The following is a 25,575-nucleotide window of genomic DNA, read 5'->3' as shown; positions in this document are numbered from 1 at the left end:
TTTCACATAGTTACATTCTTCCTAACAAAGCTTTGAAAGAAAATCAACCCAAAATAGCTTTAACTCTATTTCAGTTAACATAGAGGTAATATTCTGAGAATTCTCTACGCATACCAAAATGGGGTTAAAAGAGGGGGATTGTCATTAAGAATAAACTTTAAGGGATTAATATGACTCATGTAATTACAGAACATCCGTATTTCGGTGTATTTGTTTTATTTGCACTGACAGCGGTAGCATTTCCGGCTACACTGTTCTTGGCAAGACTTGTCAGTAGAAAATTGGCTAAACTCGATACCGAAAAGCTTAAACTCACTATCTATGAGTGTGGACCGGAAGTTACAAAGCAGCCGAACACTATTTCATCGCAGTTCTACCTCATAGCATTGCTGTTCATCTTGTTTGATGTGGAGATCATCTTTATGTTCCCGTGGGCGATCGACTTTAAACTGCTTGGTTGGTTCGGTTTTGCGGAAATGATATTATTTATAGTACTACTTACGATAGGATTCGTATATGCATGGAAGAAAGGAGCACTTGAATGGCACAGCATCAAGTAAATTACGCCTCAGCAGCAGGCTTGCCGATAGCATTGACTTCGGTAGACAAACTCGTGAACTGGGGGCGTTCAAATTCACTTTGGCCGCTTACCTATGGACTCGCATGTTGTGCGATTGAGATGATGGCTTCAGGTGCATCACGTTATGACTTTGACCGTATGGGGACGATCTTTAGAGCTTCCCCAAGACAGGCAGATGTCATGATTCTTGCAGGAACACTTTCTAAAAAACACTCAGAATTTGCAAGACGTCTGTATGATCAGATGACAGAACCTAAATGGGTCATATCCATGGGTTCATGTGCCAATACCGGCGGAATGTTCAATACCTATGCAACCGTACAGGGAGTGGATCGTATCATCCCTGTAGATATCTATCTTCCCGGATGTGCACCTAGACCTGAAACACTTCAGTATGCATTGATGATGCTTCAAAAGAAGATCAGACGAGAATCTGCAAATATGAATAACAATACAAAAAACAACTTGAGGTTAGTGTAATGAGAAAATATACTCCAAAAGACAATGTTCAAGGGAAATCTTACTATACAGACAGATTTTGGGTTGCACCCCGTGTACCAAGAATGGAAGTAGAAGAGGGAAGCCATTTTGCCAATGTTCTAAAAGCACTTGGAAAAAAAGCAAAAGAAACGTATATTGAGATCGGTACGCTGGTTATACATATTGATGCAAAGAAAAATCTTGAGATTATTAAAATTCTGAAAGAAAAATGCGGATATACACAATGTTCTGAGCAAAGTGCTGTAGATTATCTGGCAAATGACGGTGAATTTGAACTTTTTTACCAACTGCTTAATATTACGGAAGCTAAAAGAATAAGAGTTGTATGTCGTCTTAAAAAAGGTGCGGCGATCGAGAGTATTACGCCGCTCTTCAAGTCTGCAAATTTTGCAGAGCGTGAAATGTTCGATATGTTCGGTATCTATGTCAATAATCATCCATTTCTTAAACGTATTCTTATGCCGGATGACTGGCATGGTCATCCGCTTCTTAAAACCTATCCGCTTCACGGAGATGAAGCAGCTTCGTGGTATGAAGTAGATAAGATATTCGGTAAAGAGTACAGAGATGTGATTGGTCCGGAGAACAGAGATCCTTCACGTATTGACAGATATGATACCAAGCGTTTTTCAAGAGTAGGTTATGAAGTACCGTTCGGTGCAGATATCTCCGAGGGGGAGAAAGAGAATCCTATTGAATATAGTGAAACTATTCTTGTAGACTATACAAAAGATTCCGGTAAACAATTAGATGAGAGAAGGTAGGGACGAATATGCAACAACCGAATAAATTAACCCCGTTTTTTGAAAACCTCAATTTTGAGCGTGATGACAATACCATGGTCATCAACTTTGGTCCTCAGCACCCTTCGGCACATGGTCAGTTAAGACTTGTTCTGGAATTAGAGGGTGAGCAGGTTGTAAAGGCCTATCCTGATATCGGTTACCTTCACAGAGGGATCGAAAAGATGGCAGAGAATATGACTTATAATGAGTTCTTGCCAACCACGGATAGATTGGACTACATTGCTTCTACATCAAATAATTATGCTTATGCTTTGGCAGTAGAGAAACTGCTAGGTATTGAAGCACCAAGACGTGCACAGGTAATCAGAACCATGCTGCTTGAGTTAAACCGTATTATTTCTCACCTTTTCTTCATTGCAACACATGCATTGGATGTTGGTGCGATGTCAGTATTCCTCTATGCTTTCCGTGAGCGTGAGTTTGCAATGGATTTGATGGAAGACTACTGCGGAGCAAGATTGACACACTCTGCTGTACGTATTGGTGGGGTTCCTTTGGATCTGCCTAGCGGATGGGTTGAAAAACTTGCATCGTTCTGTTCAAAAGTAGAGTATGAACTTGAGCATACTTATAATGCATTGCTTCAAGAAAACCGTATCTGGAAGATGCGTCTGGAAAATGTAGGGGTGATCTCTGCAGAAGAAGCACTTTCCTGGGGATGTACAGGACCTATGCTTAGAGGTTCGGGTGTAAATTGGGATATTAGAAAAGAGGAGCCGTATGAGCTTTACTCTGAACTTGATTTTGATATTCCCGTAAGTGACAGATGTGACTCTTACGGACGCTACAGACTTTATATGGAAGAGATGGGTCAATCAGTTCGAATACTTAGACAGCTTATCCCTATGTATAGCAAAACAGAGCCGCAGCTCATGGCCCATGCCCCACAGTATATCTCTGCCCCAAAAGAGGAGATCATGACACAGAACTATGCGTTGATGCAGCACTTTGTACTGGTCACTCAGGGAATGAGACCGCCAAAAGGGGAGGTTTATGTCCCAACCGAATCGCCAAAAGGTGAACTTGGTTTCTATATCAAGTCAGAAGGTGAGCCGTATGCTTACAGACTCAAGTGTAGAGCGCCAAGCTTCTTTCACACAGGATTATTGCAAGAGATACTTGTAGGTACCTATATAGCAGACGTCGTTACGATCATTGGTACTACCAATATCGTATTCGGTGAAGTTGATCGTTAAGGAGAGCATAAATGAAAAGATATGATTTAAGACATTTGAAAGATGACTTTTATGACAGAATGGCAGAGCTTATCGATCAGGGTCTCAAAGTAGGAGAAGTGGGTATATTTCTTTTTGAAGTAGGCGATTTTTCTCACATCCAGAAATCTGCAGATTTTGTAAGAGCAACAGGACATGATCTTATGAATTCATTGAAATTTAATGAAGTAGATTGGACCATTGTGGTTAAAAAAGTAGATGAAGAGACTCAAAAAACAAGAGCAGAGAAAATAGAAGCTGCAAGAATAGCTGCCGAAAAAGCAGAGGCTGAGAAGGCGGCGGCAGAAGCTGCAGAAGAAAAATCTGAAAATCAAGAGAAGGCTGAGTAATGTCAGGAATAGTATTCTCTACTTGGAGGGATGAATTTATCGATAATCGCGGTAAACCTTCTGATGAGTGGGGTGAATCCGAGTTTAAACTGCCAGAAACCTACCATGGAGATAAAAACTCTAAGGCGTTTATTGGGTGGGATGGTGTTGCCATTTTTGATGAAGATATCGATGCTGTAGAGTTAGCCTCACGTTATGCAGCGCAATACCAGGAATATTCTGAAGCATGTGGTCGTTGTGCTCCAGGGAGATGGGGTGGCAGGATCCTCTATGATCTACTCGACAAAATTGCACGGGGGGAAGGTACCCATGATGATATTGCACACTTGAAAGAGATTGCCAAAACAATGATGACTACCTCCAAGTGTGAGATCGGGAAAACAGTGCCAAAACCTATTTTGGATCTTATGGCGTACTATAAAGAGCAGTTTGATACCTGCATAAATACACAGGTACCGTCAAAGCATTATAATGGAGATACGAATTATATTGCCAAAGTGACAGCACCGTGTACTGATATGTGTCCCGCACATGTAGATATCCCTGCCTACATTGAAGGGGTAAGAGATATGGTCTTTACTGATTCTTTGGCTGCTACAAGACAGACCATGCCTTTAGCACATACCTGTGGACGTGTCTGTCCACATCCTTGTGAAGATGCTTGTCGCCGTACTAACTTGGATGAACCTATTTCTATTATGGAACTTAAGCGTTTAGGGGCTGATTATGAGACGGACCATGAACTTCCATGGTTGCACCCTCATGAGCCTAAACCACTGAGAAATGATGGCAAGAAAGTAGCGATCATCGGTGCAGGACCCGCAGGGCTTACGGCAGCATATTATCTGGCACTTGAAGGAATCGAGTCACATATTTTTGAAGAGCTTCCTGTGAATGGTGGTGAAGTTGCTGTAGGTGTTCCTGAGTATAGAATGCCTATTGGAAAATATCAAAGAGATATTGACCTTGTACTTGAAATGGAGGCTGTCAGCATTACCAATAATTGTAGGGTAGATGCCCAAAAGCTTAAAGAGATTGAGGCTGAGTATGATGCAACACTGCTTGGATTTGGAGCAAGACTTTCCAAAAAAGTGCGTGCTGAGAATGAAGATCCAAAAATGGGTGGTTACTGGGGTGCGATCGATATGCTTGACAAAGTAAATCTTTGGCATAAGTATCAAATAGGTGCACCGGCATCCAATGAACTCAAAGATAAGGTGGTTGTCTGTGTCGGTGGTGGATTTACCTCCATGGATGTGGTACGTTGCTCTATACGTGAAGGTGCAAAAAAGGTGATCATGCTCTACCGTCGTGACGAAAAGACGATCATCGGAAATACGACCTATGAAGAGTATCATGAGGCAGTAGAAGAGGGTGTTGAGTTTATCTTTCACTCAGCGATCGAAGAGATCTTTGATAATGGTGAAAACATCACAAAGCTTAAAGTGAATCGTTTTGAATTGGTTCCCGATCCGGATGGAGGACGGGCACAGCTTGTCAAAATGGAAGGTGAAGATTTTGAGATAGAATGTGATTATCTCATTCCGGCAGTTTCCCAGGCACTTGATACCCAGATATTACCTGAAGAGTGGAATATTGAGATGACTTCATGGAACTCTATCTTGACAAACGGTAAGGATTTTATGACTTCACGTGAAGGGCTCTTTGCTGCCGGTGACTGTGAGTATGGACCTATGACTATTGTCAATGCAGTAGGTCAGGCAAGACGTGCAGCATCAGTCATTAGTCGATATATCTATGATGGTAAATGTACGCTGACTGATGATGAGATCATGGAAGATCATTTGAATAAACTCAGAGTCTATGACAAAGGTGAAAAGATCACAGGTTGGATGCCAGGGCTTCCTCGTGCAGTAAGTGAAAAACTTGATGTTGATGAACGTAAAACGAACAATAAAGAAGTCAATTTAGGCTTTACCGGTGAAGAGGCGATCTCTGAAGCGGAACGTTGTATGCGTTGTTACTATATCTCAATGGTGGCGGTGTAATATGAGCAGACATAATTCTATGAATATCGGCAAAACGATCATGGTTACCATTGACGGAAAAACATGTCAAAGTACATTCGGGAAGACGATTTTAGAGATTGCCAGAGAGAATGATATCTATGTACCGACAATGTGTTACCTCACAAAAGTACAGCCTATCGGTTCATGCCGTATGTGTGTGGTAGAGGTTGAAGGTGTTGACGGGATGATCCTCTCCTGCCAAGAGAAAGCAACAGACGGTGCAGTGATCCATACAAACAATGCAGAACTTTATCAAGAGCGTCAAAATATCATGAAACTCTATAACGTGAATCATCCGTTGGAATGTGGTGTCTGCGATAAGAGTGGAGAGTGTGATCTTCAAAATAAAACACTGGAATTTGGACTTCCTCAGCAGGCGTTTACCGCCAGAGACCAGCACCGTCCTGTAGAAAACTGGGGACATGTTTCCTATGACCCCGCTCTGTGTATCATGTGTGAGAAATGTGTACGGGTCTCTACTGAAATTACGGGTGATGAAGCGCTTAAAGTAAAATTCGGCGGATACGGTTCAACTATTATCAATACCAAGCAGGAAAAGAATTATGCTTCATTGGGTGAAGCAGCAGCTGTCTGCCCTGTTGGTGCACTGGTAAGTACAGATTTCAAATATACTTCAAATGCATGGGAGTTGACTAAAATTCCATCTGCCTGTCCTCATTGCGGTGGTGGATGCCAAATGAACTATGAAGTGAAACATGACCGTATTTACCGTGTAACCAACACCTTTGAATTTACAAGCCTTTGCGGTGCAGGTAGATATGGGTTTGACTATGCGAATGAAAATGTCACAAAAGATAAAACGGCATTTGAGCAGGCAGTAGAAGCATTTAAAAATGCACAAACGGTTATATTTTCCAGTCAGATATCCAATGAAGAGGCATTGATCCTTCAAAAGATCAAAGAGAAGCTGGGTGTGAAACTGGTTTCTTATGAGGCAGGAGCATATCAGAAATTTATGCAAGCATACAGTTCTGTAACAGGAGAAAGCCTCTATAACGGTTCGCTTAAAGCTCTTGCAGAGTCTAGAGCGGTTATTGTGATGGGGACAAGGATCAATGATGATTCCCCGACAGTCAAATACCATATCAATATGGCAAGCAAATGGCACAGTGCCAGAGTTGCCTATATGCATCCTTTGGAAGATATGGAGATCCAAAATATCGTGACACAATTCATTAAATATGAAGCAGGGAGTGAAGAAGGTGCAGCCGCACTGTTGGCTGATGCACTACTCAAAGAAGTAGAGTTGCCTAAAGCCCTGCGTGCATTTCTTGATGATCTGGATATTGGTAATTTGAGTGCAGAGAGTAACATTGGTGAAGAAGAGCTGGAAGCGTTACGAAAGTCACTTATCAAAAAATCAGGATTCTCTTTGGTAGCAGGGGCTGATCTGTATGCACATCCAAGAGCAGAGCAGATAGCTAAACTCCTTGCACTGCTTGAAGTCTATGCAGGCTTCAATGTGATTTGTGTACCTCCTGCAGGCAACGCAATGGGTATCTCGCTTATTTGTGATCTGGATGAGATGACAGAAGGGAGAACGGTAGGGTATAACGTACCTGCTGATTTCACGCTCTCTGCTTTAGGTGATGGTGATCTGGATATGCCGGCAATGAACCAGCAGGAAGGGACACTTACAACTCTGGATAAACGTGTGGTACCTATAAATGCAGCACTTCCTTATGGAGGGTATGTGTTAAATGATATTGCCAACTGTTTAGGGTTGAATGCAGAATATACCATTGCATATACAAAATTGTTGCCAAAAGAAAAAGGTTTTGAATCAGTTGAATTTGACGCGCTTCCTGACTATTTTGACAGTATGGGTAATGAACATAGAGGTTATCTTTTAAAATCCCAAAAAGTTTCTGTAAAAAGAGCCTTTAATGCATTGGAAGAGATAGAAGGTTTTGACGGGGCAGTCATTTATAATTGTAATCCTACAGAACAATTCTCGCCGTTTACCGCAAAGTCGAAATTGTTAAAAGACGAAGCTGTACTTTTAGGTTCACAGCAGTTTGCAACAGCAACAAAGCTTCATGACGGAGAGAAGATCACCTTTACGCTGGATGGTATAAAGTTTGATCGTGTGTTTAAGATTGATACATCTATGAAGGGAACCATAGCCCTTAACCCTACATTTGATATGGGATTAAGTGGGGCTTTGCTATCCTCTTATAGATTTAGCAGGTTAGATTTTGAAAGGGCAGGGAAATAATATGAGCAGAGTCAATATTAAAATTGATGGTAAAGAATTTGCAGTGAAAGAGGGTGAGTATATCCTTAATGCCGCACGTGCCAATGATGTTTTTATTCCGGCAATTTGTTACTTGACGAGATGTTCACCGACACTGGCGTGCCGCCTCTGTCTGGTAGAAGCTGACGGAAAGCAGGTTTATGCATGTAATGCAAAAGTAAAAGAGGGCATGGAGATCACGGTTGATACGCCTAATATTCTTGAAGAACGCCGTGCGATCATGGAAGTATATGATGTCAACCACCCGCTTCAATGTGGTGTATGTGATAAATCCGGTGAGTGTGAACTGCAAAACTATACATTGGAATTGGGAGTAGATGCACAACCCTTCATGATACAAGATACTAAAAGGGAGACAAAAAACTGGTCTTCGGTACTGCATTATGATGCAGGACTTTGTATTGTGTGTGAAAGATGTACTACTGTCTGTAAAGATATGATAGGAGATGCGGCGATCACTACAGCAAAAAGGGGTGGAGAAGCACTTGATAAAGGTTTCAAAGAGACCATGCCTAAAGATGCTTATGCCATGTGGAACAAGCTTCAAAAGTCAGTAATTGCACCAAGTAACGGTACAGAATATACAAATTGTTCTGATTGTGGTGAATGTACAGCTGTTTGTCCGGTAGGTGCCTTGGTCAGTAGAGATTTCCAGTATAAATCAAATGCCTGGGATCTTAAACGTACACCGGCAACGTGTGCACACTGCAGCAGTGGTTGTCAGATCTATTATGAGACTAAACCTGCTTCTATTGAAGATAGAGATGAGAAAATCTACCGTGTGACCAATGAGTGGAATTATGTTTCGCTTTGCGGTGCAGGACGTTTCGGATATGACTTTGAGAACCGTGTGGCAGGTAAAGATGAAAAAGCATTTTCTGCCGCTGTTGAAGCATTTAAAAAAGCAGAGAGTATCCGATTTAACTCTGTGATCACCAACGAAGAAGCATTGATGCTTCAAACCCTGAAAGAGAAACTGGGTGTGAAACTTGTGAATCCGGATGCGTATGCCTTCCAAAAATTCCTGAATGCCTACAGTGCAGCATCAGGTCAATCACTTTATAGTTATGATTTTAAAGAGGTGATGGCAACTGATTTTGTAATGAGTGTCGGTGCAGCACTTAGAAATGACAACCCTAACGCACGTTATGCTTTTAACAATGTCCAAAAGATGAATAAGGGGGCAGGACTATATTTCCATCCCGTTGGAGACACACTTATACCGACATTTGGTAAGAATGTAGAGCTCTTTACCCATAAAGTAGGACGTGAGGAAGCAGCACTCTATCTCATTCTAGATCTTTTTTCGGACAGAGAGAAATTACCTGCAGATGTAAAAGAGTATCTTGAAAGTTTTAAATCTGAAACGACCAAAACCATTACAGAAAAAGTTATGAAAGATGTGACTGAAACGGTAGTAGACGAAGAGACCGGAGAAAGTAAAGAAGTAACAAAAAAAGTACCTGAAACGGTAGAAAAAGAGATCACAGTACAACGTAATGGACTTGTAGAACTTCTAGATAAAGAGAGCGATGCCTTTGCAGAGAGTTTTGAAAAAATGATGAAAAAGAAAGAGTCTTTTTCTCTTATTGTGGGGGAAGACCTCTATTTCCATGAGAAAGCAGAGAATATTGCAAAACTTATTGCACTCATTGAACAGACCTCCTCAGTACGTGTAGCGATGATTCCGCCTAAAACAAACTCTTTAGGTGTAGCACTTATTTGTGATCTTGATGAAACTGCAACAGGTTATACGATCGGGTATAACGAAAATGGAGATTTTAAACTCTCTGCTCTTGGTGATGGTGATCTCGATATGCCGGCAATGAACCAGCAAGAGGGTACCTTGACCAATATGCATAAAAGAGTAACACCTACCAATGCAGCGTTGGAATATAGAGGATATGAACTAAATGATATTATGAAAGCACTTACCTATGCTCCTGCTGAAACTATTGACTGGACAGTGTCACTCCCGACAAAAAAAGGATTCAAAGCAGTTGAATTTGATGCACTTCCAAATGGCTATATGAATGATGGTACAGAAAACAGAGGCTATAAGCTTACAGTAAAAAACAGAAAGGCAAAAGAGATCAAGGTAGAGAAAATTGATGAATCTGCTGTACTTGAAGGAGAGATCGTCTACAGATGCAATCCGCAAAGACAATTCAATGACTTCAGTAATAAAGCACATGAGATCTTTGAAGCATTCGGTCTTTATGCAAGTCCTGCAAAAGCAGAAGAGCTTGGAAACAAAGTAGAAATTGATTTTGGTGACAGGAACATCTGTGTAGATGTGATTGCAGATGAGAGAATGGATGGTAATATCGTTGCGCTTAGTGATTTCAAAAGTGCTCAGGATGTGTATGGTCTCTTTGGTGAGTTCAGATACAAAACAGTAACAATGAGAAAGGTGTAATATGGAAACAACACTCGTACAAAATTTACCGGAAGCTACTGCAGCAGGTGTACTGATCAAGGCGATCATCATCTTGGCAGTGATCTCTGCAATTGCAGGTTTTGGTACATTTATCGAAAGGAAAGTACTTGCATTTATGCAAAGAAGATTAGGGCCTATGCATGTAGGACCATACGGATTACTGCAGCTTATTGCAGACGGTATCAAGCTCTTTACCAAAGAAGATATTGTACCGCAGAATGCAAATAAATTTATTTTTATGGTTGCGCCTGTCATTACAGCAGCCACAGCATTTATTGCTTTGGCGGCAGTTCCTGTTTTTCCGGATTTTACGATCCCAAGTTGGATTCCGTTATTAGGAGGTACATTTGTACCATCCATTGCCGCAGATCTTAATATCGGTATTTTGTTCGTACTTGGAATGATGGCATCCGGACTTTACGGTCCATTGCTTGCAGGTATGTCTCAGGCAAATAAATGGGGTATTATAGGAGCTGCCAGAACAGCAGTACAGTTCTTGAGTTATGAGGTAGTGACAGGACTTTCTATCTTGGCTCCTATCATGCTTGTTGGTTCACTCTCTTTTGTTGATTTCAACAATGCGCAGGCAGCAGGGATCGGTTCATGGATCATCTGGAAACAGCCTGTAGCTTTTGTGCTTTTCCTGATCGCAGGATTTGCAGAGACAAACAGAACACCGTTTGATCTTCTTGAACATGAAGCAGAGGTTGTCTCAGGGTATGCGACGGAGTATTCAGGAATGAGATGGGGTATGTTCTTTATCGGTGAGTATGCCAATATGATCACGATCTCTATCATTGCAGCGATCGTTTTCCTTGGTGGATACAGTGAAGGGGGACTTGGATGGCTGACTATCATACTGAAAGTCGGGTTCTTCTTTTTCCTCATGTTGTGGGTAAGGGCAGCTTGGCCGCATGTAAGACCGGATCAATTGATGTGGCTGTGCTGGAAAGTTTTAATGCCGATCGCAGTGATCAATGTAGTGATCACTGGTATTGTGATGATGGTGTAAGGAGAGAATATGGGTTTAGAACAATTTAAAAATAGAAATGTAGGAACACAGAATTACACAATGCTTGATCTTGGTGAAACACCGCAAAGCGGTTGGTGTCAGTTCAAACAAGTTGTGAAAAGGACTTTCAAGGGTGAACTTTTTGTAGGGCTTTGGGTAACACTCAGAGAGATGATCAATGCCTTGTTTAAAGGGCAGATGCATACTGTGAAATATCCATTTGAAAAGCTTCCTATTTCTCCGAGATACAGAGCGATTCATGATATGCTCAGATTGCTTGAGAGTGGTCATTACAGATGTATAGGATGTGGACTTTGTGAAAAGATCTGTATCTCCAACTGTATCACTATGGATACAAGATATGATGAAAATCAGCGTAAAGAGGTGAGTGAATATACGATAAACTTTGGTCGCTGTATTTTCTGTGGGTATTGTGCAGAAGTGTGTCCTGAACTTGCTATTGTGCATGGTCCAAGATATGAAACAGCTTCTGAGCAGAGAGCAAGCTTTTCACTCTTTGAAGATATGTTAACGCCTATCGATAAGTTGAATTTACAGCAAGAGTATCAAGGATTTGGTGCAGTATCACCGAATGCAGATGACAATATTAAACCAACGCCGTTAGCGTATTAGGAGGAGTGAATATGTATGAAGTAGTAGCCTTTTACCTATTTTCGGCTTTAACAATAGGACTTTTTCTTGTGACAGTATTGAGTAAAAATGTACTCTATGCAATGACATCACTTGCAGCAGGGATGGTATTGATCTCAGGATTTTTCTTTATCCTGGGTGCAGATTTTCTTGGTGTAGTACAACTCATTGTCTATGTAGGTGCTGTTATGGCACTTTACTCATTTGCAATGATGTTCTTTGATGCCACAAAAGATATTAAAGAAAAAAATACCAATCCAGGTTTGGTATTTTTACTTGGTGGCCTGAGTGCATTGGTGCTGGTGCTTATGTTCGCAGCACCAATTCATTCTGATGCTATTCAGGCACTTTATCCTATGCATGAAGGTGTAGGGAATGCGCAGGATGTGGGGATCGTACTTTTTACAAAGTACCTTATTCCGTTTGAAGTTGCAGCTGTAATGCTGCTTGTAGCAATGATCGCAGGGATTATCCTTGCAGGTAAAAAAATGGATCAGAGTCTGACTGAAGATGAACATGCAGATGATGAAATCTTGACACCAAAGGATGCAAAATGATAAGTTTAACTCACTACCTTATCGTCTCAGCACTGATCTTCTCTGTAGGATTGGTGGGTGTACTGAGAAGAAGAAATCTTTTAATGCTTTTCTTCGCAACAGAAGTGATGCTCAATGCAGTCAATATTGCATTTGCAGCGATCTCACACTATTATAATGATCTTACAGGTCAAATGTTCGCATTTTTTGTGATCGCTATTGCAGCAAGTGAAGTAGCAGTCGGACTTGGTATTTTGATCGTGTTATATAAAAAACACGGTAGTTTAGATCTTGACGATCTTGCGAATATGAGGGGGTAGAAATGGAAACTTTAGTATATATAGCACTTTTTGCTCCATTTGTGAGTTCACTGTTCTCAGCTCTTTTTGCTATGAGTCCAAAACAGCTCTTTGTAGGGCTTGTGGCATCGACACTGCTTTTTATATCCTTTATCGCTTCCGCGACATTGGCATATCATGTGTATCATACCGGAGAAACGATCCATGTGACCATGATGGATTGGATCTCAGCAGGAGATCTTCATATTCCGTTTGGTTTTGTAGTAGATCAGGTTTCTGTAACCATGATGACAGTTGTTACACTGGTATCAACCGTCGTACATGTGTATTCTATAGGATATATGGATCACGATAAGAGCTTTAACAGATTCTTCTCGTATCTTTCAGCATTTGTTTTTTCCATGATGATCCTTGTCATGTCAGATAACTTTGCAGGACTCTTTATTGGTTGGGAAGGTGTGGGTGTCTGTTCTTGGCTACTAATCGGTTTCTGGTATCATAAAGCAGATGTAACACGAGAAGAGAATCCTTCTATCTCTCCATCATGGGCAGCAAATGAAGCATTTATTATGAACCGTATTGCTGACCTTGGTATGTTGATTGGGCTCTTTATACTCTATTGGAATGTAGGTAGTTTGCAGTATGACGTGGTTTTCTCTGCTCTTCCTGAGTTAAGTGGAACAGTTCTAAATGCCGCTGCAGTGGCACTCTTTATTGGTGCAATGGGCAAGTCAGCACAGTTCCCACTTCATACATGGCTTACCGATGCAATGGAAGGTCCTACACCGGTTTCTGCATTGATCCACGCAGCAACAATGGTAACAGCAGGGGTATTTCTGGTGATCAGAGCCAATCCTCTGTTTTCTGTAACCCCTGAAGTAAGTTATTTTATTGCAGCACTTGGTACATTTGTTGCATTCTTTGCGGCATCTATGGCATTGGTGAACAGAGACTTGAAAAGAATCATTGCATTCTCAACACTCTCACAGTTAGGATATATGTTTGCAGCAGCCGGTCTGGGAGCTTACTGGATCGCACTTTTCCACTTGGCCGCACACGCATTCTTTAAAGCGCTTCTCTTCCTTGGTGCAGGTAATGTCATGCATGCGATGGATGATGAACTTGACATCTTTAAGATGGGTGGATTGAAAAAAGTAATGAAATGGACATATATCTATATGGGTCTTGCCTCATTGGCGCTTGCAGGTATTCCTTTCTTTGCAGGGTACTTTTCAAAAGATGCCATCATTGAAAGTGCATGGAACGAAGGTACATTTATACTTTGGGCTATATTGGTTATTACAGCAGGTATGACAGCGTTTTATAGCTTTAGACAGGTATTCTTGACATTTGATGGTGATGAAAGATATAAAAAATTCGGTATTCATCCGCATGAAATGCCAACCTATGTACTTATTGCAATGTCTCCTTTGGCAATACTTGCTGTGATTGCAGGTTTTTTTAAGGGTATATTTGAACATTTTATTACACAGCTTTTACCTGAATATGAAATGAGTGAACATACGGAGCATCTTTCATGGATACTTGGATTGATCGTTCTTGCATTTGCTGTTAGCGGTATTGTTTTGGCATATAAAAAATATGCAGCAGGACTTAAAAGAGATGAGAAAGTGGAAAATAGCTTTATCTATAAGCTTCTTGCCAATCAATATTATATTCCTCAATTGTATGAAGCATTTATTACAAAACCGTATAAAATGCTTTCTGACAATATGTGGAAAATAGATATGAGTGTGGTGGATGCAACTGTGGATGGTATTGCAAACCTTCTTTATAAAAGTGGTGACAGTTCTAGAAAGATGCAAACAGGTAACCTTTCAAACTATCTGAATTGGATGGCTGTCGGTGGAGTATTACTCTTGGTGATCGCAGCCCTCTCAGCGATGTTAGGTTAAGGAGTAGAGATGGATAATATTTTAAGTATATTAGTATTTTTCCCGGCAATCGCTGGATTGTTAGGATTTGTTGTAGATAAGAATAGTGCCAGAGCCTACGGTATCACGGTAGCGGCAATAGAGTTCTTGCTTTCGCTATGGTTATGGTTCAGTTTCGACAGTGCCAATGCAGGGATGCAGTTTGTAGAAATGATCCCTCTTATCCCGGATTTCGGTATTACCTATTATTTGGGTGTTGACGGTATTTCATTATTTATTCTTATTATGGCAACACTTATGACACTGATTGGTATGATAAGTATGAGTATTACCAAAGACATTAAGAATATGATCATTACACTCCTTTTCCTTGAAATGACAATGGTAGGTGTATTTGTTGCACTGGATGCGATCATCTTTTATCTGTTCTGGGAACTTTCATTGGTTCCGATGCTCTATATTATCGGTGCATGGGGTGGACCGCTTAGAGTGTATGCTTCAATTAAATTCTTCCTTTATACCTTTACAGGATCACTTATCATGTTGGTAGGTATGCTTTTTGTAGCCTATGTTTATCATAATTTGACAGGGGTATGGAGTTTTGCGATCACAGACTGGTATGCGTTGGTATTGCCTGTCAATTACCAGTTATGGTTGTTTGCAGCATTCTTCCTTGGTTTTGCGATCAAAGTTCCAATGTTCCCGTTCCATACCTGGCTTCCGTATGCACACGGACAAGCACCGACCATTGGTTCAGTGATACTTGCAGCAGTACTACTTAAAATGGGTACTTACGGATTTGTAAGATTCTCGCTTCCGATGTTTCCTGATGCTTCAGTCATGATGATCACTCCTATTGCTGTGATCGCTATTGTTATGATCATCTATACAGCAATGGTTGCTTATGCACAAAAAGATATGAAGCAAGTAATTGCTTATTCCTCTGTATCCCATATGGGTATCATTATACTTGGTATTTTTGCAATGAATGCGGAGGGTATCAGTGGTTCAGTCTTTCAAATGCTCTCTCATGGTATTGTCTCAGGTGCACTGTTCATGCTTGTAGGTGTGATCTATGATAGGAGACATACGAAACTTATGAGTGAGTTTGGTGGTCTGGCTTCTGTGATGCCAAAATATGCAGTGATCTTCGGTATCATGCTTATGGCAGCAGTAGGTTTGCCGTTGACTATCGGTTTTGTCGGAGAGTTTCTGGTATTGCTTGGTTTTTATGAAGTTTCACCTGTAATGACTGTGTTGGCGGGTACGTCGATCATCATCGGAGCTATCTATATGTTAACCGTTTATAAAAAGAGTTTCTTTGGTCCCGTGACCAATGAGGCCAATAAAACACTTAAAGACTTAGATGCAAAAGAGACATGGTCATTGGTACCGTTGGTTCTTATTGTGGTTTGGTTGGGTATTTACCCTAAACCGGTACTTGCACCGATCGATCATTCAGTCAAAGCAATGTTGACATTTATGAATGAAAAAGCCATTACACAAGAGGCAAAAGATATGATAAAAGTTGCAAAATCAAGTAAGGAGGTTAAGTAATGTTACAGCCTATTAATGTAAGTTTAGAAAGTCTTAATCTTATCACGCTTGCGCCAATGCTTGTTGCAATTGCAGGAGGTTTGATCATTTTAATACTTGACCTTGTTAATAACAAATTACACAAATCTCTTTATGTTATGTTGACACTATTGATCTTGGTGATCGACTTTGGTGCCGTACTTGGACTTAATGTTAATGAACGCGGTTTCTTTGATGTCATGCTTATTGATGGGATCTCTATTATTTCCCAGCTTATGATTATTGTGGCTTCTATGCTCTTTATTCCACTTTCATTGACCTCTAAAAGATTTCATGAATATTCCTATCCTGAATTCTTTGCACTTTTCCTGTTCATGATCGCAGGATTCCAGTTCATGGTGACCAGTGATAACCTCATTCTTATCTTTGTAGGGATTGAAACAGCATCACTTGCTCTTTATACGCTGATTGCGTTGCATAACAGAGCAAATTCCTATGAAGCAGCAGTGAAGTACTTTACTATGGGTGCACTCGCAGCTGCCTTCTATGCTATGGGTTCAGCAGTCATCTATGGATTGACTGGAAGTATAGAACTCTATAAAGTAGCTGAGATATTGGCAGTACGTATGCATGAAACAGGGATCATGATCGCTATTTTTGGTGCATCTGTACTGTTACTTACAGCATTTGCATTTAAACTCTCACTCTTCCCTTTCCATACCTGGGCACCGGATGTGTATGAGGGTGCTTCGGCTCCATTGGCAGGATATATGTCAGTCGTTCCTAAAATAGCGGCATTTGTCGTCTCTATTAGAATATTTGGTATGTATATTGACCTTGGTGTTGAGTGGGTAAGAGATATTATCTTGATCCTTGCTGTGCTGACAATGACATTGGCAAATATTATGGCATTGGTACAGGAAGATGTCAAACGTATGCTTGCATATTCTTCTATTTCGCATGCCGGTTTCATCATGGCGGCATTAGCACTTGATACCACAGAAGGTACAACAGCTATTTTCCTTTACTATGCCCTCTTTATGTTCACGAACCTTGGCGCATTCTCTATGTTGTGGATCTCCCGTCACAAGCATAGAAGATTTAACCAAAGATTTGACCACCCGTATGAAAAATTTGCAGGATTCATCCATATCATGCCTATAGGTGCAGTGATCATGGGACTCTTTATGCTCTCTCTTGCAGGTGTTCCTCCATTCTCAGTATTTTGGGGTAAAATTTATGTAATGCAGGCAGCGGTGAATTCAGGGTATATTTGGTTGGCGATTGTGATGGGTCTTAACTCAGCGATTGCAGCATATTACTATTTGAAGTTGATCGTTTATATGTTCCTAAAAGAGCCTGTAAAAGATGTAGATACGGTTTACTATAACCTCTCGAAGCCTCTTATGGCAGTGATCGGTTTGGCAACAGTAGCGACCATAGGAGCGATCTTCTACATTCAACCGCTTATCTCTTATCTTTACTACATGATCAGCGCAAGCGGATATTAATACGTAGGGTAGGCTTTTCAGCCCACCTTATAGCAATATTCCCCAACTCTTCAACAGACCCTTTTATCATATTATCAAATACAGAGGTAATATACCAGTAATACTTCTGCACTAAAATGAGTGTATCTATTACATCATTTTAAGGGAAAAAGAATGAAAACAAAAAGACAAATAGGGGGGGGCTATTAAACCGTTTAGTCTCCTAAGTACAGCACTCTTAACACTGACACTTTTAACAGGCTGTGGTTCAAACCATAACGGTGCTACACAAGCCAACACCAAAGCCTACTACCTCACACCCCTGCAAACAGCCAGTACCAAAGTCTCAGGCGTAGACCTTGTCACTGGAGATGTTACGCTAAGCCAAAGTGACATCGCAGCGAAAAAAATGCTCTCCTTTGCCAGAGTCTATCATAGCAACACCAAAGATGCTAACCAGACCTTAGGCAACTTCAGCTCCAGCTTCAACAAACAGCTCAATCCAACATTCGACTACGACAAAGAGCCCCTTGTTTCTGCCAAGTATGCAACGGCACAGGAAGCCTGTGAGCATGGATGGGACGCTTTATCTTCTAAGGTCTACTTAGGCAAGCTAAGTGGTGCCAAAGCGGTCTATGACAAGAGTAAAACAGTCTGTGACATCTATGAGGCAGGCGAGATCAAAGCCTCGATGCTCATCAAAAATGCCTCGACCCATGCCTTGGCATCTTCTGATCTGAAACTTCTGCAAAATGCAGACGGTACACAAGCACTCTTCTACAAAGATAAAGCAGGGAAATGGCAGAGTGTCACCCATGCCCCACTTACCCTCAAAGAGAGTGATGCTGGTTACACGCTGACACTGCCAAATGACACAGTAGAACACTATGATATCAAGGGCAGACTCACCAAGATAGACAACGCTGCGCAGAGTCTCATCCTTGGGTATGATGCCAAAGGCAGACTAAGTACCCTTACTAACAACTTTAATCAAAGTGTCACCCTAAGTTACGATACCAACACCTCGTTGCTCAAAGCGCTAAAAAGCTACGATGACACAAAACTTCTCTACACCTATAATGACAAACACCAACTCACCACAGTCACCTATGCTGACAACAGTACACAGTCTTACAGCTATGATGCTAAAGGCAGACTTACCGCCATCCAAGATGCCAGTGGTACGACGGTAAAAACCTACACCTACAACGATGCAGATAAAGTTATAGAGACTGCTGACACTAACGGAGCCAATGCCCAGAGCTTCAGCTATGATGCCAGCGGTACGACTGTGAGCAAAAACGGTGTAGCGCGTGCCTATGATTTCCTCATCCAGCACTCCCTTGCCAAAGTAGCTACCGTTACAGAAGATGAAGGAGTAAGCTCCTACACCTACGATGCCAACGGCTACCCACTCAGCCAAACAGACAAACTGGGTGTCACCACACTGACGACCTACAACGACAGAGGACTGCTTGTCAGCCGTATAGACAAAGCAGGCACCGACTCCGAAGAGATCACCCTGAAGTCTTACCATGAGAAGTTCCACAAGCCTACCAAAGTGGTCAAGGCTGGTGTAGCGACTTTCTATAGTTACAATGACAAAGGACAACTCACTAAAAAAACACAAGGCTCAGTGAACCCTAGCTATAAAATAGTCTCTGCTAAAAAGATGTTTGGCTACTCTAAAAAGTCACTTAAAAGTGCAGGAGAGATACAAACTAAAGAAAGTAGTTACAGCTACAACGACCAGGGACTGCCAAACGGCACAACTTTGCCAAACGGAGCTACAAACAAAACTGCATACGACAAAGAGGGTAACCCTACAGAGCAGACCAATGCTTTGGGCTTCACTGCAAAGACCACCAAGTTTGACAAAGCAGGACGCCCCTTAGAGAGCATAGACATCAACGGTAGAGTCACCACAACTACCTATGACACTATGGGCAGAGTGCTTACTGCCACAGTAGATGGACAAACCACTACTTACGAGTATGACAGCAACGGGAGAGTCACCAAGACCACCTACCCAGACGGACTAGAGACCTACAGCAAGTATGGATACAGCAGGTAACACCATAGAAAGTGGAGACAACCAGGGTAACAAAACCCTCAACACCTATGATGCCAACAACAATCTCATAGCCACAGAGAGCTACAAAGAGGGTACACTCACCAACAAGAGCCAAACAAAGTACGACAGTAAAAACAGGGTCATCGCAACCATTGACAGCTTTGGCAACAAAACCACGACTACCTACAATGCCAAAGGGCAAAAGAGTCAAACAACAGATGCACTTGGCAGAGTCACCACATACGAGTACAACGCCTTAGGACAGCTCATCAAAGAGACAAACCCTGAAGGAAAAACCACTGAGTACAGCTACAACACTAAAGGACAAAAGACCAAAGTCGTCACACCTAACAAAGCAGAATTCGGCTTTAGTTACGATGCCCTGCAAAGAGTCACCAAAAAAGCAAACCCAGACCGTGGAGAGACCACCTACACCTATGACATCTCAGACAATATAGCCAGTGAGACCAACGCAAAAGGTGAGACAAAGAGCTACACCTATGATGTAGCCAACCGAAAAACATCAGTCAGCTACAGCAGTGATGCGACACTTAACGAAACCTATGAGTACGACAAAGGTGACAACGCCAAAGGCAAACTCACCCAAATCACAGATGCCAGCGGTAGTACATCTTTCACCTATGATGCCAAAGGTAACATAACAAGCAAGATACAAGTCATCGCAGATAAAACCTTTACTACAAGCTACACTTATAATGAACAAGATAAATTAGAGAGCCAAACCTACCCAAGTGGTAAAGTCCTCACCTATGACTACAATGCCCAAGGTGAACTAGAGAGCATCAGCATAGATGGAAACCCATTCATTGCCGACATACAAACCAACCAAAACGGACTGGTTAGCTACACCTACGCAGATGGTACAACCCACACTAGAGAGTATGATACCAATGGTAGAGTAACCAAGCTAATATATCCAAACTACACAGAGGTAGTAAACTACAATGCTGTAAGTAACATCACAAGCATTACAGCAGATGAAAAAACCAAACAGTTTGACTATGACTTGGTAGACAGACTCACAAGCTATGAACAAAACGCTACAGCGTATCAACACTTTACCTATGATGCCAACGGTAACAGACTTACACAAAACCAAGAGACCAATAAAACAAGAAGATTTAGCTACCTAGATAATACCAATACCCTAGAGGGCATAAAGTATTATCACACTCTAGATGAAAACACCACAACGATTACCAAAGACATCAACTACACCTATGACAAAACAGGTAACATCATCAGTGACGGTACCCACACCTACACCTACGATGGCAGAAACAGACTTGTCAAAGTAGATGAGAACGTCACTTACCAGTACAACTATGATAACAAGAGAGTAAGTAAAACCATAAACAACCAAACCACCTACTACATCTATGAAGCACATAAGCTTGTAGGGGAATACCAAGAAGATGGCACAGCTACAAAAGAGTATGTATATTACAACGACACCCCTATAGCCATCATAGACAGCACAGATACCTACAAGATATACGCTGACCACCTAGATACTCCTAGAAGAGTAGCAGACAGTGCAAACAACATCGTATGGTCATGGGAAAGCAAGCCCTTTGGAGAAGACAAACCTACAGGAACGTATATACTAAACCTACGTTTCCCGGGACAGTACTTTGACACGGAGACCAATACGCACTATAATATCAACAGAGACTACAACCCAACCACAGGACGCTACATACAACCTGATCCTATTGGGTTTGATGGTGGGGTGAATACGTTTGGGTATGTTAATGGGAATCCAGTTTTTCGAGTTGATTTCTTTGGTCTTGATTGGATAGATAGTATCTCTGACTCAGCGGCGCGTAATTTTGCAAAAAATATTATCAGACCAACTTTGGATTATCTAGGAAGTAGATATGGTGGAGTTTCGGTAGAACAATTATTATTGGGGACTGCATTGCAAGAAAGTGGTGGATTGAAATGGAGAAAACAGTTAGGTAGTGGACCAGCATTAAGTTATTATCAAATTGAGCCTGCAACAATGAATGATAGATATAGATATAGTTCAGTTGTTAGAACAAAGGTTGATGCCCTGAGAAATGGACAATCTAAATTACATGCATTGCAATACAATGACAAATTTGCAACAGCACTTGCTAGATTGATTTACTATAGTAAACCTGGAAAAATTCCTAATGATATTAATGGACAAGCAGCATATTGGAAAAAATATTACAATACATATGGTGGAGCAGGAACAACTTCTGAGTATCTTGAAAAATGGAATAAGTATGTAAAGGGTTATCAAACAGTTTCATTATTGGATAGTATATGGTAAAGAGGATTATTGTTGCGTCAGTATTGTTGTTCACAGTTACTATACAAGCTGACCAAAAACATTGTATAGAATCTGTTTTACTCAAGAAGGATAATAGGCAGATTATTAAAAGTTATGGTAAACGTTGTGAAGATAAGGGTATTTATTTAAAAATATCCAATGAAAAAATCAAGATTAAGGGTGATATTTTTGAAAATATTTTCTTTTTTCATACATCGGAGAAACAGATTCTTGCAATTTTTACTTTATCAGGTGCTCATACGCATATCATTACGTTTTTAGAAAGAAGATCAGAAAATAAGTATCGTAAGGTAAAAAATGGGGAGTTAGGTTCTAGTGTCGATGCCCCGTTTGTTGCATTTGATTCTTTGTCTATTGAGCATAGTATTGTCGTGAAAACTCGATATACTAAAAATGTGGATATGAATAAAAAAGTTTGTAGGGTACTTTTGGAAAACGTTTATTATTATGATAATTCAAAAGATAAATTCACTGCAATAAATAAAGCAAAAGAGTTGATGCGAGAGTGCCTATAATTGTTTTTTATGGCTCCCACGTTGAGGAGCATAGACAAGCATAAAGTAAAGGGAAAGTAAAGGAAGTAAAGGGGACTGGTGATAACGATAACCCTCTACCCCAAAGTCAACCCACGCTAAAATAACTAAAAAAGGGAGCCAAAAACAGTGTTAAAACTCGTCATAACATTATTTTTTAGCACTCTCACCCTCCTAGCCAACCCCTGCACCCTAGACCTCACACCAAACACAGCAGACATCCTCTGCGAAGATGAGAGTCTCAATCTCTCCATAGCATACGACCAAGGCACTCACGCCAAAGGCAAACTCACAAAGATAAGTGATGCAAGCGGTAGTACATCTTTCACCTATGATGCCAAAGGAAATATAGCTAGTAAAACCCAAACCATCAACGGTACAGCATTTACTACAAGCTACACTTATAATGAACAAGACAAGCTAAAAACACAAACCTACCCAAGCGGTAAAGTACTCACCTATGACTACAACGCCCAAGGTGAACTAAACAGCATCAGTATAGACGGCACACCATTCATCACAGACATACAAACCAATCAAAACGGACTTGTCAGCTATACTTACACAGACGGCACTACCCACACAAGAGCGTACGACACCAATGGCAGAGTCACCAAACTCATCTACCCTGACTACACAGAGACAGTGAACTACAACGAAGTAAGTAATATCACAAGCATTACAGCAGATGAGAGTACAAAACAGTTTGACTATGACTTGGTAGACAGACTCATCAAGTATGACCACAATGTTACTGACTACCAAAGATTTACCTATGATGCCAATGGTAACAGACTTACGCAAAACCAAGAGGTCAACAAAAGCCAAAGCTACCTCTATACAGAAAATACAAATACACTAGAACAAATCATCCACACCCTAAGAGTAGATGAGAACACTACCCAAACTGAAAAAGAGATCCACTACACCTATGATAAAACTGGAAACATCATAAACGACGGTACCCACACCTATACCTACGATGGCAGAAACAGACTTACTAAAGTAGATGATAACATCAGTTACCAGTACAACTACGACAACCAAAGAGTCTCTAAAACAGTAGGAGACACTATCACCTACTACATCTATGAAGCACATAAACTCATAGGAGAGTATGACCAAGAAGGGAACATAGTAAAAGAGTATGTCTATTACAATGACACCCCTATAGCCATAACAACCAATACAGACACCCACAAGATATACGCTGACCACCTAGACACACCTAGAAGAGTAACAGACAACACAAACACCATTGTATGGTCATGGGAAAGCAAACCCTTTGGAGAAGACAAGCCTACAGGTAGCTATACGCTGAACCTTAGATTCTCTGGGCAGTACTTTGATGCTGAAACCAAAACGCACTATAATATCAACAGAGACTACAACCCCATCACAGGACGCTACATACAATCTGACCCTATTGGGTTTGATGGTGGTAGTAATACTTTCCTTTATGCGAATGGGAATTCGGTTAGGTTTGTGGATGAGAGTGGACTTTATTCCTTTAATAGGTTAAAGAATGCATATCAGTCAAGAAGTCAAGCTTTTAGTGGTAGAAAACGAAGTGATTATGATGCACCATATGAATATGATTTAGTTTGGGCATCAAGTGGCGGCTCTTGTGCCTATAGATTATCTAATGCTTTTAACCGCGCAGGTTATGCTAATATAATGCAAAGTGCTTGGAAATATACAAAATATAGAACTATGGCATACAAACCAACGGGGGAAAGATATATTTATAGCTCTTTTGAGATGGCAGAGTATTTAGGTGTCTTCAGCTCTGCCAACAAGGTAAATAATGCATCTGATATGAATAACAAAGTAGGAATAGTATATTTCCATGATAGCAAAGGAGGTCATATTGATCTTCTTGAGACAAGAGAAGGATTTTGGTCTGATTATCTATATATGATTGGAAACGGAGAAATGGTTGATACATATATGAGTGAACATTCGTCTACATATTTTATGGAAATAGAAAATTAAATGAAAATACTTATTTTGATCCTTTTTATATTGGGTGGATGTAGTAATCATGAATTAAAATACCAAAAAGATGAAAAAGTTGGAGTATATAAGCTTTTTTATCCTAAAAATGAATGCAATATAGTTTTAGATTTAAATCAAGAGAGAAATGAGACTGTTGCTGTTTATTCAAATTGTTTAGAACATAGAAGTATTGAGCAGACCGTCATAGATATAAATAACTTAATTAACCATTTTAAACTAGAAAAATATTTAAAGAAATTACATTTAATTAAGATGACATTCTTACAAGGGACAACACCTTTTCCAAATTTTGTAAGATATTTTAACATGCAACCTAAAAGAATAAACAACATGTTTGTATATACTTCAGTTAATAAATTGAAAAAGATTTCTAAGAATTATCATAAAAAACTTGCTAAAACAATTGAAAATTCTAAACTCTATGGAGATGCCATAAATAAACTCGCTATTAAGAACTGCATAGCATATTTAGACTTTTCATATTGGGAGGAAGATAAAGATATTCGTACTGTTCCGAAAACAATCAACAGGTATATTGTTGAAATGGATAGTGTCATTGATAAGAAAAATATAAATTTTGATGAATATCCAGCAATAGACTATCTTCCTGTAAGAATAAAATGTGAGTAAACAAAAAATAAGGCTCTAGACTAGCAAAGTCCAGTAGCATAGTAGCATAGAGCATTGTAACTTGAAGTTACATTAAATCCTAAATACAGAAGGTACCACAGCGATCTTCCTTTACTATGCACTCTTTATGTTTACGAACCTTGGTGCATTCTCAATGCTTTGGATCTCTCGCCATAAACACAGAAGATTCTCTTCAAGATTTGACCACCCGTATGAAAAATTTGCAGGATTGATAGTGTAAAATAAAGTTCGCAATTTTCATTTACGATACTCTTTCAGAAGAAAGAAACGGAGCGTAAAATGAGAATTGATGAACGAGAACTATTTAAAAGTGTCATGGTAGGTTTTATGACAGAG

At 40.5% G+C, this 25,575-nt stretch carries 20 protein-coding genes; all 20 read left to right on the top strand.

Translation table 11 applies throughout. The features are described from left to right. Nucleotides 1–170: 170 nt before the first annotated feature. The 20 genes from MVE01_RS10370 (at nucleotide 171) to MVE01_RS10275 (ending at nucleotide 25,218) form a co-directional block, all read left to right on the top strand. Nucleotides 171–560 carry an NAD(P)H-quinone oxidoreductase subunit 3 gene (locus tag MVE01_RS10370; RefSeq protein ID WP_472562116.1) on the top strand — a complete coding sequence of 130 codons (390 nt, stop codon included), beginning with the start codon at nucleotides 171–173 and terminating at the stop codon, nucleotides 558–560. Next, nucleotides 542–1,060 carry a NuoB/complex I 20 kDa subunit family protein gene (locus MVE01_RS10365; protein ID WP_472562115.1) on the top strand — a complete coding sequence of 173 codons (519 nt, stop codon included), beginning with the start codon at nucleotides 542–544 and terminating at the stop codon, nucleotides 1,058–1,060. Before MVE01_RS10370 ends, MVE01_RS10365 begins: the two co-directional genes overlap by 19 nt. Then, the gene (locus MVE01_RS10360; RefSeq protein WP_472562114.1) at nucleotides 1,060–1,845 is read left to right on the top strand and encodes an NADH-quinone oxidoreductase subunit C; all 786 of its coding nucleotides are present in this window, start codon (nucleotides 1,060–1,062) and stop codon (nucleotides 1,843–1,845) included. The genes MVE01_RS10365 and MVE01_RS10360 overlap by 1 nt, the downstream gene beginning before the upstream one ends. Nucleotides 1,846–1,853: 8 nt before the next feature. Beyond that, a complete protein-coding gene (gene nuoD, locus MVE01_RS10355; protein WP_472562113.1) occupies nucleotides 1,854–3,083 on the top strand; it encodes an NADH dehydrogenase (quinone) subunit D in 1,230 nt (409 codons plus the stop codon). 11 nt (nucleotides 3,084–3,094) lie between these two features. Further along, complete coding sequence (locus MVE01_RS10350; RefSeq protein ID WP_472562112.1) at nucleotides 3,095–3,451, top strand: NADH-ubiquinone oxidoreductase subunit E family protein; 357 nt, start codon at nucleotides 3,095–3,097, stop codon at nucleotides 3,449–3,451. Next, a complete protein-coding gene (locus MVE01_RS10345) occupies nucleotides 3,451–5,460 on the top strand; it encodes an FAD-dependent oxidoreductase (protein ID WP_472562111.1) in 2,010 nt (669 codons plus the stop codon). Before MVE01_RS10350 ends, MVE01_RS10345 begins: the two co-directional genes overlap by 1 nt. A 1-nt stretch (nucleotide 5,461) precedes the next feature. After that, entirely contained in the window at nucleotides 5,462–7,720 is a 2,259-nt protein-coding gene (locus MVE01_RS10340) for a 2Fe-2S iron-sulfur cluster-binding protein (protein WP_472562110.1), read from the top strand. A 1-nt stretch (nucleotide 7,721) separates the two neighbouring features. After that, nucleotides 7,722–10,178, top strand: a complete 2,457-nt coding sequence (locus MVE01_RS10335) for an NADH-quinone oxidoreductase subunit G (protein ID WP_472562109.1) — start codon at nucleotides 7,722–7,724, stop codon at nucleotides 10,176–10,178. Between the two features lies 1 nt (nucleotide 10,179). Then, the gene (nuoH, locus tag MVE01_RS10330; protein ID WP_472562108.1) at nucleotides 10,180–11,211 is read left to right on the top strand and encodes an NADH-quinone oxidoreductase subunit NuoH; all 1,032 of its coding nucleotides are present in this window, start codon (nucleotides 10,180–10,182) and stop codon (nucleotides 11,209–11,211) included. A 9-nt stretch (nucleotides 11,212–11,220) separates the two neighbouring features. Beyond that, on the top strand, nucleotides 11,221–11,844 hold the full coding sequence (gene nuoI, locus MVE01_RS10325) for an NADH-quinone oxidoreductase subunit NuoI (RefSeq protein WP_472562107.1): 624 nt from the start codon (nucleotides 11,221–11,223) through the stop codon (nucleotides 11,842–11,844). A gap of 11 nt (nucleotides 11,845–11,855) precedes the next feature. Continuing rightward, nucleotides 11,856–12,419: an NADH-quinone oxidoreductase subunit J gene (locus MVE01_RS10320; protein WP_472562106.1), complete on the top strand. Its 564-nt coding sequence runs from the start codon at nucleotides 11,856–11,858 to the stop codon at nucleotides 12,417–12,419. Continuing rightward, a complete protein-coding gene (nuoK, locus tag MVE01_RS10315) occupies nucleotides 12,416–12,718 on the top strand; it encodes an NADH-quinone oxidoreductase subunit NuoK (protein ID WP_472562105.1) in 303 nt (100 codons plus the stop codon). Before MVE01_RS10320 ends, nuoK begins: the two co-directional genes overlap by 4 nt. Before the next feature lie 2 nt (nucleotides 12,719–12,720). Next, the gene (gene nuoL, locus MVE01_RS10310) at nucleotides 12,721–14,613 is read left to right on the top strand and encodes an NADH-quinone oxidoreductase subunit L (protein ID WP_472562104.1); all 1,893 of its coding nucleotides are present in this window, start codon (nucleotides 12,721–12,723) and stop codon (nucleotides 14,611–14,613) included. Nucleotides 14,614–14,622: 9 nt separating this feature from the next. Then, the gene (locus MVE01_RS10305) at nucleotides 14,623–16,149 is read left to right on the top strand and encodes an NADH-quinone oxidoreductase subunit M (RefSeq protein WP_472562103.1); all 1,527 of its coding nucleotides are present in this window, start codon (nucleotides 14,623–14,625) and stop codon (nucleotides 16,147–16,149) included. After that, complete coding sequence (nuoN, locus tag MVE01_RS10300; RefSeq protein WP_472562102.1) at nucleotides 16,149–17,639, top strand: NADH-quinone oxidoreductase subunit NuoN; 1,491 nt, start codon at nucleotides 16,149–16,151, stop codon at nucleotides 17,637–17,639. The genes MVE01_RS10305 and nuoN overlap by 1 nt, the downstream gene beginning before the upstream one ends. 388 nt (nucleotides 17,640–18,027) lie before the next feature. Beyond that, a complete protein-coding gene (locus MVE01_RS10295; RefSeq protein ID WP_472562101.1) occupies nucleotides 18,028–19,692 on the top strand; it encodes a hypothetical protein in 1,665 nt (554 codons plus the stop codon). Further along, a complete protein-coding gene (locus tag MVE01_RS10290) occupies nucleotides 19,676–22,015 on the top strand; it encodes an RHS repeat-associated core domain-containing protein (RefSeq protein WP_472562100.1) in 2,340 nt (779 codons plus the stop codon). Before MVE01_RS10295 ends, MVE01_RS10290 begins: the two co-directional genes overlap by 17 nt. Then, a complete protein-coding gene (locus MVE01_RS10285; protein WP_472562099.1) occupies nucleotides 22,009–22,551 on the top strand; it encodes a hypothetical protein in 543 nt (180 codons plus the stop codon). The genes MVE01_RS10290 and MVE01_RS10285 overlap by 7 nt, the downstream gene beginning before the upstream one ends. Nucleotides 22,552–22,698: 147 nt before the next feature. After that, complete coding sequence (locus tag MVE01_RS10280; protein WP_472562098.1) at nucleotides 22,699–24,564, top strand: T6SS effector amidase Tae4 family protein; 1,866 nt, start codon at nucleotides 22,699–22,701, stop codon at nucleotides 24,562–24,564. Further along, a complete protein-coding gene (locus tag MVE01_RS10275) occupies nucleotides 24,565–25,218 on the top strand; it encodes a hypothetical protein (RefSeq protein WP_472562097.1) in 654 nt (217 codons plus the stop codon). Nucleotides 25,219–25,575 lie beyond the last annotated feature (357 nt).

The sequence above is a fragment of the Sulfurovum sp. genome (assembly GCA_026990595.1).
Lineage (GTDB): Bacteria > Campylobacterota > Campylobacteria > Campylobacterales > Sulfurovaceae > Sulfurovum.
The sequence above is the reverse complement of the archived record's forward strand: the minus strand, read 5'-3'. Positions and strand labels throughout refer to the sequence as shown.

Coding starts and splice junctions, on each gene's coding strand:
- nuoI (WP_472562107.1), top strand. CDS start 11,221: ATGGGTTTAGAACAATTTAAAAATAGAAATGTAGGAACACAGAATTAC.
- nuoL (WP_472562104.1), top strand. CDS start 12,721: ATGGAAACTTTAGTATATATAGCACTTTTTGCTCCATTTGTGAGTTCA.
- MVE01_RS10295 (WP_472562101.1), top strand. CDS start 18,028: ATGCTCTCCTTTGCCAGAGTCTATCATAGCAACACCAAAGATGCTAAC.
- nuoD (WP_472562113.1), top strand. CDS start 1,854: ATGCAACAACCGAATAAATTAACCCCGTTTTTTGAAAACCTCAATTTT.
- MVE01_RS10305 (WP_472562103.1), top strand. CDS start 14,623: ATGGATAATATTTTAAGTATATTAGTATTTTTCCCGGCAATCGCTGGA.
- nuoN (WP_472562102.1), top strand. CDS start 16,149: ATGTTACAGCCTATTAATGTAAGTTTAGAAAGTCTTAATCTTATCACG.
- MVE01_RS10360 (WP_472562114.1), top strand. CDS start 1,060: ATGAGAAAATATACTCCAAAAGACAATGTTCAAGGGAAATCTTACTAT.
- MVE01_RS10340 (WP_472562110.1), top strand. CDS start 5,462: ATGAGCAGACATAATTCTATGAATATCGGCAAAACGATCATGGTTACC.
- MVE01_RS10365 (WP_472562115.1), top strand. CDS start 542: ATGGCACAGCATCAAGTAAATTACGCCTCAGCAGCAGGCTTGCCGATA.
- MVE01_RS10345 (WP_472562111.1), top strand. CDS start 3,451: ATGTCAGGAATAGTATTCTCTACTTGGAGGGATGAATTTATCGATAAT.
- MVE01_RS10370 (WP_472562116.1), top strand. CDS start 171: ATGACTCATGTAATTACAGAACATCCGTATTTCGGTGTATTTGTTTTA.
- MVE01_RS10335 (WP_472562109.1), top strand. CDS start 7,722: ATGAGCAGAGTCAATATTAAAATTGATGGTAAAGAATTTGCAGTGAAA.
- MVE01_RS10320 (WP_472562106.1), top strand. CDS start 11,856: ATGTATGAAGTAGTAGCCTTTTACCTATTTTCGGCTTTAACAATAGGA.
- MVE01_RS10290 (WP_472562100.1), top strand. CDS start 19,676: ATGGATACAGCAGGTAACACCATAGAAAGTGGAGACAACCAGGGTAAC.
- MVE01_RS10285 (WP_472562099.1), top strand. CDS start 22,009: ATGGTAAAGAGGATTATTGTTGCGTCAGTATTGTTGTTCACAGTTACT.
- nuoK (WP_472562105.1), top strand. CDS start 12,416: ATGATAAGTTTAACTCACTACCTTATCGTCTCAGCACTGATCTTCTCT.
- nuoH (WP_472562108.1), top strand. CDS start 10,180: ATGGAAACAACACTCGTACAAAATTTACCGGAAGCTACTGCAGCAGGT.
- MVE01_RS10350 (WP_472562112.1), top strand. CDS start 3,095: ATGAAAAGATATGATTTAAGACATTTGAAAGATGACTTTTATGACAGA.
- MVE01_RS10275 (WP_472562097.1), top strand. CDS start 24,565: ATGAAAATACTTATTTTGATCCTTTTTATATTGGGTGGATGTAGTAAT.